This window comes from Streptomyces sp. HUAS TT11, from assembly GCF_051553595.1.
GTDB lineage: Bacteria > Actinomycetota > Actinomycetes > Streptomycetales > Streptomycetaceae > Streptomyces.
The window spans coordinates 7,147,566-7,159,809 of the sequence record NZ_CP196184.1 but is presented as its reverse complement, the minus strand read 5'-3'; the positions used below and the strand labels follow the sequence as shown (position 1 = coordinate 7,159,809).

Annotated in this window: 13 protein-coding genes and 1 tRNA gene; 6 read left to right on the top strand and 8 right to left on the bottom strand. The window is 70.9% G+C overall.

Annotation, left to right across the window (positions count from 1 at the left end):
- Positions 1 to 41 precede the first annotated feature (41 nt).
- Positions 42 to 731, bottom strand: coding sequence for a hypothetical protein (locus ACSHXN_RS32005; protein ID WP_355132576.1), 690 nt, complete (start codon positions 729 to 731; stop codon positions 42 to 44).
- Between the two features lie 47 nt (positions 732 to 778).
- Between ACSHXN_RS32005 and ACSHXN_RS32000 the strand changes: the two genes are divergently transcribed.
- Positions 779 to 967, top strand: coding sequence for a DUF5703 family protein (locus ACSHXN_RS32000; RefSeq protein ID WP_005485166.1), 189 nt, complete (start codon positions 779 to 781; stop codon positions 965 to 967).
- 232 nt (positions 968 to 1,199) lie between these two features.
- On the opposite strand, the gene ACSHXN_RS31995 is transcribed toward ACSHXN_RS32000, so the two are convergent.
- From ACSHXN_RS31995 to ACSHXN_RS31985, 3 genes are all read right to left on the bottom strand, one after another.
- Positions 1,200 to 1,901 (bottom strand): chaplin, encoded by a 702-nt coding sequence (locus ACSHXN_RS31995; RefSeq protein ID WP_355801094.1) that lies wholly within the window; start codon positions 1,899 to 1,901, stop codon positions 1,200 to 1,202.
- 169 nt (positions 1,902 to 2,070) lie between these two features.
- Positions 2,071 to 2,304: a chaplin ChpH gene (gene chpH / locus ACSHXN_RS31990; protein ID WP_059125718.1), complete on the bottom strand. Its 234-nt coding sequence runs from the start codon at positions 2,302 to 2,304 to the stop codon at positions 2,071 to 2,073.
- Positions 2,305 to 2,491: 187 nt separating this feature from the next.
- Positions 2,492 to 3,817: a M20/M25/M40 family metallo-hydrolase gene (locus ACSHXN_RS31985; RefSeq protein ID WP_355132574.1), complete on the bottom strand. Its 1,326-nt coding sequence runs from the start codon at positions 3,815 to 3,817 to the stop codon at positions 2,492 to 2,494.
- 186 nt (positions 3,818 to 4,003) lie between these two features.
- On the opposite strand from ACSHXN_RS31985, the gene ACSHXN_RS31980 reads away from it, so the two are divergent.
- Both ACSHXN_RS31980 and polX read left to right on the top strand, forming a co-directional pair.
- Positions 4,004 to 4,088, top strand: a tRNA-Leu gene (locus ACSHXN_RS31980).
- A 114-nt stretch (positions 4,089 to 4,202) separates the two neighbouring features.
- Positions 4,203 to 5,930 (top strand): DNA polymerase/3'-5' exonuclease PolX, encoded by a 1,728-nt coding sequence (gene polX, locus ACSHXN_RS31975; RefSeq protein WP_438304608.1) that lies wholly within the window; start codon positions 4,203 to 4,205, stop codon positions 5,928 to 5,930.
- A 51-nt stretch (positions 5,931 to 5,981) separates the two neighbouring features.
- Here polX and ACSHXN_RS31970 read toward each other — a convergent pair whose 3' ends face one another.
- The 3 genes from ACSHXN_RS31970 to ACSHXN_RS31960 are packed head-to-tail and all read right to left on the bottom strand — an operon-like array spanning position 5,982 to position 8,801.
- Complete coding sequence (locus tag ACSHXN_RS31970) at positions 5,982 to 7,112, bottom strand: CapA family protein (protein WP_355132572.1); 1,131 nt, start codon at positions 7,110 to 7,112, stop codon at positions 5,982 to 5,984.
- A 53-nt stretch (positions 7,113 to 7,165) separates the two neighbouring features.
- Entirely contained in the window at positions 7,166 to 8,476 is a 1,311-nt protein-coding gene (locus ACSHXN_RS31965) for a phosphoribosyltransferase family protein (protein ID WP_355132571.1), read from the bottom strand.
- Between the two features lie 13 nt (positions 8,477 to 8,489).
- A complete protein-coding gene (locus ACSHXN_RS31960) occupies positions 8,490 to 8,801 on the bottom strand; it encodes a dsRBD fold-containing protein (RefSeq protein ID WP_355132570.1) in 312 nt (103 codons plus the stop codon).
- Positions 8,802 to 8,943: 142 nt separating this feature from the next.
- Here ACSHXN_RS31960 and ACSHXN_RS31955 point away from each other — a divergent pair, with 142 nt between their 5' ends.
- Positions 8,944 to 9,318: a YchJ family protein gene (locus tag ACSHXN_RS31955; protein WP_359461179.1), complete on the top strand. Its 375-nt coding sequence runs from the start codon at positions 8,944 to 8,946 to the stop codon at positions 9,316 to 9,318.
- A gap of 47 nt (positions 9,319 to 9,365) precedes the next feature.
- On the opposite strand, the gene ACSHXN_RS31950 is transcribed toward ACSHXN_RS31955, so the two are convergent.
- Entirely contained in the window at positions 9,366 to 10,067 is a 702-nt protein-coding gene (locus tag ACSHXN_RS31950; protein WP_059125724.1) for a FadR/GntR family transcriptional regulator, read from the bottom strand.
- 127 nt (positions 10,068 to 10,194) lie between these two features.
- Here ACSHXN_RS31950 and ACSHXN_RS31945 point away from each other — a divergent pair, with 127 nt between their 5' ends.
- Both ACSHXN_RS31945 and ACSHXN_RS31940 read left to right on the top strand, forming a co-directional pair.
- Positions 10,195 to 10,719, top strand: a complete 525-nt coding sequence (locus tag ACSHXN_RS31945) for a gluconokinase (RefSeq protein ID WP_355132568.1) — start codon at positions 10,195 to 10,197, stop codon at positions 10,717 to 10,719.
- 119 nt (positions 10,720 to 10,838) lie between these two features.
- Positions 10,839 to 12,236 carry a GntP family permease gene (locus ACSHXN_RS31940; RefSeq protein ID WP_356110631.1) on the top strand — a complete coding sequence of 466 codons (1,398 nt, stop codon included), beginning with the start codon at positions 10,839 to 10,841 and terminating at the stop codon, positions 12,234 to 12,236.
- Positions 12,237 to 12,244: the final 8 nt, after the last annotated feature.

The window sequence follows — 12,244 nt, the reverse complement described above, 5'->3', positions numbered from 1 at the left end:
GCGGCGCAGTGCCCGGAAGCTCCCCGCCCGGCCCGCGCGGGCTAGCGGTCGACCTCCAGCGGTTCCAGGTCCTCGTCGTCCTCCAGCTCCGATACGGGCCCGAAGTCGTCCTCGAGATCGTCGTCCGGTTCGTCGTCGAAGACCGTGCTGACGTCGAAGCGGCACACCACACCCTGCGGATCGACCTGCTCGAAGGGCGCCTCCAGCCAGTCACCCGGTTCCGCGGGTTCGTCCGCGGCCGTCACCCACAGCGTGGAGTCGCCCTCCTCCAGCCCGAACTCCTTGTGCCGGGAGGCGATCTCGTCCGGTTCGAACTCTCCGAAGAGGACACCGACCGCGCCGTGGACGGTGCCGGCCGACGATCCCCGCACACCCTCCTCGTCCGCGGCCTCCACACGCCGTGCCTGCGCCAGCAGCCGCTCAGGCTCCGCCACGGCGTAGTCGCGGCGGATCAGCACACTGAGCGCGTTCGGTTCCTCGGGGCCGGTGTACGGAGGGAGCGCGTCCTCCACACCGGGAATCTCGAAGGGTGTGACCTCGTCATACCGGTCGTACAACAGTTCGTCGTACTCCTCGGCCGCCGCGGCCAGCTCGTTGAACGCCTCGTAGACGGCCGGGTCGTCGTCACCCGTCCTGCGCTCGATCGCCGCCAGGTGGCGGTCGAGCGCGGTCTTGACCGCCTCTACGGCGGCGCGTACCTCGGCAGCTGTGGGCTGCGCAGCATCAGACATAGAGCAGACGCTATCCGTACCGGGCCCCAGCCCGCACAATAGATGCGATGCCGGAATACGAATTTGTCGACGTGTACGTACCGCGCGGGGTGTCCCGCAAGGACGCCACACGCCTTCTCACGGATCATGCCGAGTACGGACACTGGGAGTTGGACCGCCTGAGCCTGCTGCGTGACGGCAGCCGCAGGGTGCGGCTGCGCCGGCGGATCATCCGCCAGGTGCGCGCGACGTGGTGAGCGAAGGAGGCTGAATCGGATCGGGCCCCGCCGGAGCGGGGCCCGATCCGTTCTCCAGGCCACCGGGGAAGGATGTGGCACTGCGGTCCATAGGGTGCGGTGTGGTGCTCCGTACACCCGGGTGTGCTCATCGAGGGTGTCGATCGGCCGACGGGCCCCGCGTCCGCCACCGCGCGAGGCGAGCCCCGAAGGGTGACGCGTCGCGCGGTGGCCGTGACCGCGGGCCCATGGCTCACCTGCTCGTGCGCGCCCGGCGGTAGAGCAGCACGCCACCGAGCAGCGCAGCCGCACTCGCCGGCACCATGACGCCGACCGGGAGGTCGCTACCGGTCTCGGCGAGCTGCGAGCTGCCGGCAGGGGTGAGGGACTGCGTACCGGGCTGGTTGACCTGGGTCGAGCCGCCGCCGCCGGGAGGCGTGACACTGCCGCCGCCGGGAGGCGTGGTCCCGCCACCGCCGCCACCGGGAGGCGTGGTGCCGCCACCGCCGCCGGGCGGGTTGGTGGAGTGACCGCCGCCCGGGATGTTGCCGCAGTGGTTACCGGTGGCCGGGTTGCCGACACCGACCACGTTCACGCTGTTGCCGCAGGCGTTCACCGGGATGTCCACCGGGACCTGCACATGGTTGCCGGAGCCGACACCGGGCGAGCCGCTGGTGTGCCCGCCGGCGTGGGAGCCGCCGGTACGGCTGCCGCCGGCGTTGGCGCACATGTTGCCCGCCGCCGGGTTGAGCAGCCCGATCACGTTCACGGTGTTGCCGCAGACGTTCACCGGGATGTGTACGGGTACTTGCACCGAGTTGCCCGACAGCACGCCGGGCGAGTTGGTGGCCGATCCGTGCGCACCCGAGTCCGCGTGCGCATAGCCGCCGGTGACGGCGAGGACGCCGGTCGCCGCCGCAACCGTCATCAGGCCCTTACGGGTGACCTGTCGCATTGCTGATTCCCTGTCTTCGACCTTGCGTGGACCTTCTGGAACGCGGCCGCGCGCTGAGGGCACGGCCGCGAGGGCAACCGGTCGGGCCCCGGAGCGCATGGCACGCACTCCGGGGCCGACTCACTCAGCCCCTCACGGGGTGAGGCCCCTCATGGGATGGGGCACAACGTCAGTTGTTGATGCACGTGTTGCCGAAGGCGGGGTTCAGCAGCCCGATCACCGAGATCGTGTTGCCGCAGACGTTCACCGGGACGTGCACCGGGACCTGGACGACATTGCCGGACACGACACCCGGGGAGTTCAAGGCGGCACCCTGGGCACCCGAATCGGCGACGGCCAGACCCGCACCCGCGAGAACCAGACCACCGGTGGCAGCCGCAGCAGCGACGACCTTCTTGATCATTCTTCCTCCTTGTTGGCAAAAGCGATCCAAGCCTCGGACCACATCACCTGTAACGAGGAGGGAGTAATGGAGCTACGAGCTTATGGTCGCATTCACTCGTCCTGGTCGATCTCCGTACGTGCTGGCGAATACTGGGGCCGCGTTTCGGCGTGCAAACCGGGACGGGGCCGAGGAAGCCGGTCGGGCATCAGGCGGAGTCGAGGAATCGGTCGAGGACCCGCACGCCGAACTTGAGCGCGTCCACCGGGACCCGCTCGTCGACGCCGTGGAACATGCCCGCGAAGTCGAGCTCCGGCGGCAGCTTCAGCGGCGCGAACCCGAAGCCGCGGATGCCGAGCTCGTCGAAGGACTTGGCGTCCGTGCCGCCCGAGAGCATGTACGGAATGGCCTTCGCGGCGGGGTCCTCGGCGAGCAGGGCCGACTGCATCGCCTCGACGAGCGCCCCGTCGAAGGTCGTCTCGACGGCCTTGTCGGAGTGCACGTCCTCACGCCTGACCGTGGGCCCGAGGATGGTGTCGAGGTCCGCGAGGAACTCGTCCTCGAACCCGGGCAGGAAACGGCCGTCGACATGGGCGGTGGCCTCGCCCGGAATGACGTTGACCTTGTAACCGGCGCCCAGCTGTGTGGGGTTGGCCGTGTTGCGCAGGGTCGCGCCGATGAGCTTGGCGATACCTCCGAGCCTGGCGAGGGTCGCCTCCATGTCGTCCGCGTCGAGCTCGATGCCGAGCGCGTCGCCGAGTTCGTCGAGGAAGGCCCGGGTGGTCTTGGTGACCCGCACCGGGAACTCGTGCCGCCCGAGCCGCGCGACCGCCTCGGACAGCTCGGTGATCGCGTTGTCCCGGTGGATCATGGAACCGTGCCCCGCCGTGCCGGCCACGGTCAGCTTCATCCAGTGCATGCCCTTCTCGGCCGTCTGGATCAGATAGAGCCTCCGCTGCTCGTTCACGGTGAACGAGAACCCGCCCACCTCGCTGATCGCCTCGGTCACGCCGTCGAAGAGATGCGGGTGCTTGTCGACGAGGTACCGGGCGCCGTAGGTCCCGCCCGCCTCCTCGTCCGCGAGGAAGGCGAGGACGATGTCCCGCGGAGGCCTGCGACCGCTGCGCAGCCGGTCGCGGACGACCGCCAGCGTCATGGCGTCCATGTCCTTCATGTCGACCGCGCCCCGGCCCCACACGCACCCGTCGGCGATCTCGCCGGAGAACGGGTGGTGCGTCCAGTCGTCCGCGTTGGCCGGTACGACGTCGGTGTGGCCGTGGATCAACAGGGCGGGGCGCGAGGGATCCTCGCCCTCGATGCGGGCGACCGTGGAGGCACGCCCCTGGTGGGACTCGAAGATCTGCGGTTCGAGCCCGACCTCCGCAAGCTTCTCGGCGACGTACTCGGCGGCCGCGCGCTCGCCGGGTCCCGAGTGGTCGCCGTAGTTGCTGGTGTCGATCCGGATCAGCTCGCGGCAGAGGTCCACGACCTCGTCCTCGCCGGTGACGCTCCTGGCCGTGTCCTTGTCGGTCACGCTGCTTCCTCCCGGTGTCACTGCTGGTGGTACCCCACATCCTCTCTCCGACCCCCGCTCCGCCCCAAGACCGTGCCGGCTCCGTCACGTGCCGTTCACGCCGGAACCGGGTGTGATCGAACGCCCCCGAAAGCCTGGTAATGTTTCCTTCGTCGCTGCGGGGGAAGCCCGCACGACAGACACCTTGTCCGGGTGGCGGAATGGCAGACGCGCTAGCTTGAGGTGCTAGTGCCCTTTATCGGGCGTGGGGGTTCAAGTCCCCCCTCGGACACTCTCATCACACAGGGTGCCGACCGTTTCCGGTCGGCACCCTGTGTGTTTTGCCCTGTGCGTGGATGCGGCCTCCGCTGGCCCGCCGAGCACGCCCCTTCCTAGACTCGGAGGTGTGGCCCGGCCCAACGAAGAGGTCGAGGCGCTCCTCCAGGAGTACGCGGACCTCGTCGCGATCACGGGAGGCGACGCGTTCAAGGTGCGCGCCTACGAGAAGGCGGCGCGCGCGATCGGCGGCCATCCCGCCGACGTCTCGCGTCTGGACGCCGACGGGCTGCGGGACATACCGAACGTGGGCAGGTCCATCGCCGAGAAGGTGCTGGAGTACCTGCGCACCGGCAGGGTCTCGGCGGTCGAGGAACGCCGGGCGAAGATCCCCGCCGGCGTGCGGGAGCTCATCACCATCCCCACCCTGGGCCCGAAGAAGGCGCTGCGGCTCTACGAGGACCTGCACATCTCGTCGGTGGGCGAACTTGCCGCGGCCATCGAGGCGGACGCACTGCACGATCTGAAGGGCTTCGGCGAGAAGACGCAGGAGAACATCCAGCACGGCATCGCACTGATGCAACAGGCAGCCGGGCGCATCCCGTTGCACCTCGCGCTCGAGACCGCCGAGGAGATCGTCGCCGCGCTCTCCGGGACGACCGGCTGCAGGCGCTGCGCCTACGCGGGGTCCCTGCGCCGGATGAAGGAGACCGTCGGCGACATCGACGTCCTGGTGGCCGCGCAGCGGTCGGGGCCGTTCATGGACGCGCTGACCGCGCTCCCGTCCACCGCGGAGGTGATCGCGCACGGCAGGAAGAAGACGTCGATCCGCACCGCCAAGGGCGTCCAGGTGGATCTGCGGGTCCTGCCACCCGACTCGTGGGGCGCCGGACTTCAGTACTTCACCGGGTCCAAGGCCCACAACATCCGCACCCGCACCCTCGCCGTCCGCCAGGGGCTCAAGCTCTCGGAGTACGGCCTGTTCGACGTGGAGAGCGGGGAGTCGCTCGCCTCCCGGTCCGAGGAGGAGGTGTACGCCAGGCTCGGGCTGCCCTGGATACCGCCCACGCTGCGGGAGGACCGGGGGGAGATCGAGGCCGCGCTGCGCGGCGAGTTGCCGGACGTCGTGACCGAACGCGGCATCCGCGGCGATCTGCACACCCACACGGACCTCACCGACGGTCTCGCGCCGCTGGAGGAGATGGTGGCGGCCGCAGCCGAACGCGGCTACGCGTACTACGCGGTCACGGACCACGCACCCAACCTGTACATGCAGCGCATGACCGACGCGAAGATCCTCGCCCAGCGCGAGCGGATACGGGCGCTGGACGGCTCCCTGCGCAGAATGCGGCTGCTGCACGGTACCGAGCTCAACATCGGTCCCGACGGCGACGTGGACTGGCCGGAGGAGTTCCTCGCGGGCTTCGACCTCTGCGTGGCCTCCCTGCACTCGCACTTCGATCTGGGCCGCAGGGCGATGACCGCGCGGCTCGTACGGGCCTGCGAGAACCCCCATGTCAACATCCTCGGCCACCCGACCACGCGGCTGATCGGCAAACGGAAGGGGGTCGACGCCGACTGGGACGAGGTGTTCGCGGTCTGCGCCCGCACGGGGACCGCGCTGGAGATCAACGCCCAGCCCGACCGGCTCGACCTGTGCGACGAGGACATCCTGCGTGCCAAGGAGCACGGCGCGAAGTTCGCCGTGAACACCGACGCCCACTCCGTTCTCCACCTCTCCCACCTGCGCTACGGCATCGGTACCGCGCAACGCGGCGGGCTCACCCCCGACGATGTGATCAACACCTGGCCGCTGCGCAGCCTGCGCAGGTTCCTGCGCAAGGGCGCGTCCGCGTGAACGGCCCGCGGTACCACCACGGCCGGACGCGGGCCCTGCCGCGGTCGCCGGTCACACGGGCCACGCCGCGCGCAGGGGGCGGAGCGCGAGCGTGCCGTCGGGCCCGGCGTCGATGCGGGAGCCGAACTCCCTTCCGTGCCGGTCGAGTACGTCGCACAGCCACCGCGTGTCCTCGGTCGTGGCGTGCTCCAGCCGCATCCTGCGCGCCTGGAGAGGCACCATGCGCACTCCGGTGAGCCGGCCCGAGTCCCGCTCCACCGACACCAGGTACAGCAGTCGCAGGTCGTCGCGGTAGCGCTCGTTGCCGCCGATGCCTTCGTAGTCGTCGACCAGGTCTCCGCAGCCGTACAGGACGAGCCGGCCCCGGTACGTCTCCAGCGGACGCGGATGGTGCGAGGAGTGCCCGTGCACGATGTCGACGCCCGCGTCGACGAGCGCATGGGCGAAGGCGGTCTCGGCGCGGTCGACGCCGTAGCCCCAGTTGGCACCCCAGTGGACGGAGACCACCGCGATGTCGCCCGGGCGCTTCGACTGCCGCAGCCGGCGGGCGAACGCGGCCGCGGCCGCCGCCGACGGCTCCTCGACGAAGGCGACGCCGGAACGGTCGTCGGTGGCGGCCCAGTCCTCCGGGATCCCGCTGGTCGCCATCCCCAGGGAGAACACCAGCACCCGGCCGCCCGCCGGCAGGGGGACGACCGCCGGGCGCCCCGCCGCGACGGTGTCCCGGCCCGCCCCCGCGGTCCGCAGTGCGGCTCCCGCGAGACAGTCGAGCGTCTCCTCGAGTCCACGCCGGCCGAAGTCGAGGACGTGATTGTTGGCGAGGGCGCAGACGTCCGGGCGCGCGGCGGCCAGGCACGGCAGGTTGCCCGGGCTCATCCGGTAGTGGACGCCCTTGCCGGGCGCGAAGTCCCCGTCCCGGGTGACGGAGGTCTCCAGGTTGATCACCCGCACGTCGGGGGCGGCCGCGTCCAGTTCGGGCAGCGCCACGCCCCAGGGCCATCGGAAGGGGACCGGCCGGGGAATGAGCCCGTTCGCGTCCTCGGCCAGGCCGACATAGGCCCGGGCGTCGCGCACGTACGACTCCCGCAGCGCCGGATCTCCGGGGTGCGGAAGGATCTGGTCGACGCCCCGGCCGAGCATCACGTCACCGCCGAGGAACACGGTGACGGCGTCACCGGGCACCCTCCCAAGCTAAGTCGGCCGGGGGGCGCGGCGCGAGCGACCGGCGCCGTCGCTCAAGGACGCCGGGCGTGGGCGGGGGCCATGTGGTCCGTGAACCAGTCGCGGGCCAGCTCGGTCACCGCCTCCAGCGCGCCGGGCTCCTCGAACAGGTGCGTGGCCCCGGGCACGATCGCGAGGTGGTTCTCGCAGCGCAGCCGGGTCTGCGCCTGCCGGTTGAGGTCGAGCACCGTCAGATCGGCGCTGCCGACGATGAGCAGCGTGGGTGCGCCGACGGCGGGAAGCCGCGGCCCCGCGAGGTCGGGCCGGCCACCGCGGGAGACGACGGCCGCGATGCCCGCCCGCGGCTCGGCGGAGGCCCACAGGGCGGCGGCCGCGCCGGTGCTGGCGCCGAAGTAGCCGAGGGCGAGCCCCTCGGTCTCCGGCTGTCCGCGCAGCCAGTCGGTGGTGTCGGTCAGCCGTTCCGCCAGCAGGCCCGTGTCGAACACGTTCGCCCGGTCCCGCTCCTCCTCCTCGGTGAGCAGGTCGAACAGCAGTGTGCCGAGCCCGGCCCGGTTCAGCCCCGTGGCGACGAACTGGTTGCGCGGGCTGTGCCGGCTGCTGCCGCTGCCGTGCGCGAACAGCACCATCCCGTTCGCGCCCTCGGGCACGGTCATCCGGCCGCGCAGCCGGACGGTACCGGCCGCCGCCTCGACCTCCCGGTCCGTGGGCCCGGCCGCGAGACCACGGGGCCGGGCCGCCATCCGCTCCAGGCAGGCCGCCACCTCCTCGTCGCCGACCTGGCCGAAGTCGATGTAGAACTGGCCGACCGCGAAAAAGTCCACCGGCGTGTCCAGGGCGACCAGTTCGTCGGCCTCCCCACCGAGTCGCGCGGTCCAGTCCTGCGGTGCCACGGGCACCGCGAGCACGATCCGTGCCGCTCTTCGGGCGCGGGCGATCCGGCAGGCGGCCCGGGCGGTCGATCCGGTGGCCACGCCGTCGTCGACGATCACTGCGGTCCGCCCCTCGACGCCGACGGGTGGGCGTCCGCCCCGGTAGCGCAGGCCGCGCCGCTCCAGCACCTCGCGTTCGTGCTCCTCGACCTGGGCCAGTTCGAACGGTGTGACGCGCGCCTCGCGGACCACCGCGTCGTTGATCACGCGTACGCCGTCCTCACCGATCGCCCCCATCCCCAGCTCCGGCTGGAAGGGCACACCGAGCTTGCGGACCAGGCACACGTCCAGCGGGCCGTCGAGCACGCGGGCGACCTCCGCCGCGACCGGCACGCCTCCCCTGGGCAGCCCCAGCACCACGACGTCCTCCCCCCTGAGGTGCCGCAGGCGTTCGCCCAGCTGCCGACCGGCCTCGAGACGATCCGTGAAGACCACGATGACCGCCTCCTCACTCCTCGGGAGACCACAGTGGAGTGGGCGGGGCCTCCTCCGGGGCCCCGGCCTCCGTGATGTCCCCCGCGGCGGCACGCAGCAGTTGCCGGCCCATCGAGATCAGCGCCCGTCCGGCGGCGAGTTCGTCGCCGATCTCGGGCACCGCCGTGTCGTACGGGTTGCGGTGGGCCTCGGCACAGCTCTCCATGACGTTGTCACCGGTGTCCAGGACGACCCGGGCCCTGGTGGCGGGGTCGCGTTCGGACAGGTACAGGTTGAGCCTCCACTCCTTGGCGGACGGAGGCCGGTTGCCTGTGGCTCGAGTCATCTTCCGTCCTCCTCACGCCTGCTCGTACCCGTACGAGGCAGCAGGACACCGGGGCGAGCGGCTTACCTCCACTGTGACCCCGATGGCGGCGTGACGCATGGCGCCCGCGGGGCACCGCGCCGGAGCGGGCAGAATGGCGGTCATGACCACGCGTTCCTGCCCGTGCGGGCTGCCCGGACCGTACGAGGGGTGCTGCGGCCGTTTCCACGCGGGCGCCGCGGCCGCGCCGACCGCCGAGGCGCTCATGCGGTCGCGGTACAGCGCGTTCGTGAAGGGCGACGCGGGCTATCTGCTGCGGACCTGGCATCCGGGCACCCGGCCCGAGCGCCTCGACCTCGACCCGGGGACGCGCTGGACGGGTCTGGAGGTCCTGGAGACGAGCGCCGGGTCCGCCTTCCACACCACGGGCACCGTGACCTTCCGCGCCTCCTACCGGGGCGGCAGCCTGCAGGAGCGCAGCCGGTTCGAACGGCTCGACGGCGCCTGGGTGTACGTCGACGGGGATTTCCTCGACTGACGGAGCGCGGAAGCGGCCATGCGGACGCTCCGTGGCCGGAGCTCCGGCTACGGAGCGAGGATGTCCAGTTCGTGGAGCGCGCCGACCGTGATCTCGCGGGTCAGCTGCTCCGCACGCACCGGGTCGCCCTCCCGCACCGCCTCCGCCAGCTGCACATGCAAAGTGACCGCGGCCGGATCGGGGTCCTCGAACATGACGTCGTGGTGGGTCCGGCCCGACAGGACCTCGGCGACGACGTCGCCGAGGCGCGCGAACATCTCGTTGCCCGACGCCTCGAGGACCACCCGGTGGAAGGCCACGTCGTGCACCAGATAGCCCTCCAGCTGATGGCCGCGTGAGGTGGCGACCATGCCCAGGGCGCACCGGGTGAGCTCGGCGCACTGCTCGGCCGTGGCGTACCGGGCGGCCAGTCCCGCGGCGACCGGCTCGATCGCCGAGCGCAGCACGGTCAGCGAGCGCAGCTGCCGGGGGCGGTCGGCGCCGGTCAGCCGCCACCGGATGACCTGGGGGTCGTAGACGTTCCACTCGGACTCCGGGCGGACGGTGACGCCGACCCGGCGCCGTGACTCCACCAGGTGCATCGACTCGAGGACACGCACGGCCTCGCGCATCACGGAACGCGACACCTCGAAGTGCTGGGCGAGTTCATCGGTGCGCAGAACACTGCCCGGCGGGTACTCGCCCGCGGTGATCGCGGGCCCGAGGGTGTCCAGTACTCGGCCGTGCAGCCCCCGGCCCGGTGTGCTCATGCACTCAGAGTACGAGGCAGGTCACGACAAGAAAAAGTCAGACTTAAATGTCACAGACTCTTGAATTCGTCGTACCTAATCGGTTTCAGTGACGTCGACAGCAGTCGACGAAGACAGCGAGGAAGCGATGAGTACCCCCCACGTCGTCGTGGTCATGGGTGTCGCGGGCACGGGCAAGACCACGATCGGTCCCCTGCTCGCCTCCCGGCTCGGCGTTCCGTACGCCGAGGGCGACGACTTCCACCCCCCGGCCAACATCGCCAAGATGTCGGCCGGGGTCCCGCTCGACGACGAGGACCGCTGGCCCTGGCTTGACGCCATCGGGGCCTGGGCCCACGGACGGGCGGGGCTCGGCGGCGTGGTCAGCAGCTCGGCGCTGAAGCGGGCGTACCGCGACCGGCTCCGGGCCGCGGCTCCCGGCATCGTCTTCGTGCACCTCACGGGCGACCGCTCGCTCATCGAGGACCGGATGGCGCACCGGCAGGGGCACTTCATGCCCACAGCACTGCTGGACTCCCAGTTCGCCACGCTCCAGCCGCTGGAGCCGGACGAGCCGGGAGTGGCGGTGGACGTCTCGGGCAGCCCCGAGGAGATCACCGACCGTGCCGTCGCCGCTCTGCGCGACCGGGAGCGGTCCTCCGCCGCGCAGTAGCTCCTCTTCCCCGCAGCACCCCTCGGCCCCACTGCCGCGGCCCTCTCCCCCGGGTCGCCGTGCCGAGGGTCCCCCTCACCCGAAACCGAGAGCTTCTCTCCTCACCCAAGGGACCCCCCGTGACCAGACTCAGCGTCGAGATGCTGGCAGCGGACACCGTCGAGCCGATCACATCGGCGGGCCACGCTCAGCTGGGCATCGCGGTACTGGCGGGCATCGCCGTCATCGTGCTGCTCATCACCACGTTCAAACTCCACGCCTTCCTGGCCCTGACCATCGGCTCGCTCGCGCTCGGCGCGGTCGCCGGAGCGCCGCTCGACAAGGCGATCACCAGTTTCACCACCGGGCTCGGCTCGACCGTCGCCGGCGTGGGAGTCCTGATCGCGCTGGGCGCGATCCTCGGCAAACTGCTCGCCGACTCCGGCGGGGCGGACCAGATCGTCGACACGATCCTCGCCAGGGCGAAGGGCCGTGCGATGCCCTGGGCGATGGTCCTGATCGCCTCGGTGATCGGTCTGCCGCTGTTCTTCGAGGTCGGCATCGTGCTGCTGATCCCGGTCGTGCTGATGGTGGCCAAGCGCGGCAACTACTCGCTGATGCGCATCGGCATCCCGGCGCTCGCGGGCCTGTCCGTGATGCACGGCCTGATCCCCCCGCACCCCGGCCCGCTGGTCGCCATCGACGCCGTCAAGGCGAACCTCGGCGTGACGCTGGCGCTCGGTGTCCTGGTGGCCGTCCCCACGGTGGTCATCGCGGGTCCGCTGTTCTCGAAGGTCGCCGCCCGCTGGGTGGACGTCCCGGTCCCGGACCGCATGATCCAGCCGCGTCCGTCCGAGGAACTTCAGCGGCGCCCCGGCTTCGGCCCCACGCTGGCCACCGTGCTGCTGCCGGTCGTCCTGATGCTGTCCAAGGCCCTGGTCGACATCGTCGTGGACGACCCGGCGAAGACGGTGCAGCGCGTCTTCGACGTGATCGGATCTCCGCTGATCGCGCTGCTCGCCGCGGTCGTCGTCGGCATCTTCACACTGGGCCGCCCGGCCGGGTTCAGCAAACAGCGGATCTCGCAGACCGTCGAGAAGGGGCTCATGCCCATCGCGGGCATCCTGCTCATCGTCGGTGCCGGCGGCGGCTTCAAGCAGACGCTGATCGACTGCGGCGTGGGTCAGATGATCCTCGACATATCCAAGGACTGGTCGATCCCGGCGCTGCTGCTGGCCTGGCTGATCGCGGTGGCCATCCGGCTCGCGACCGGTTCGGCGACCGTCGCGACTGTCTCGGCCGCCGGTCTGGTCGCACCACTGGCGGCCGACATGTCGACCACCCACGCGGCCCTGCTCGTGCTGGCGATCGGCGCCGGCTCGCTGTTCTTCAGCCACGTCAACGACGCCGGATTCTGGCTGGTCAAGGAGTACTTCGGGCTGAGCGTGGGACAGACGATCAAGACCTGGTCCGTGATGGAGACGATCATCTCGGTGGTCGCGGGCGGTCTGGTCCTGCTGTTGTCCCTGGTGATCTAGGAGCAGGG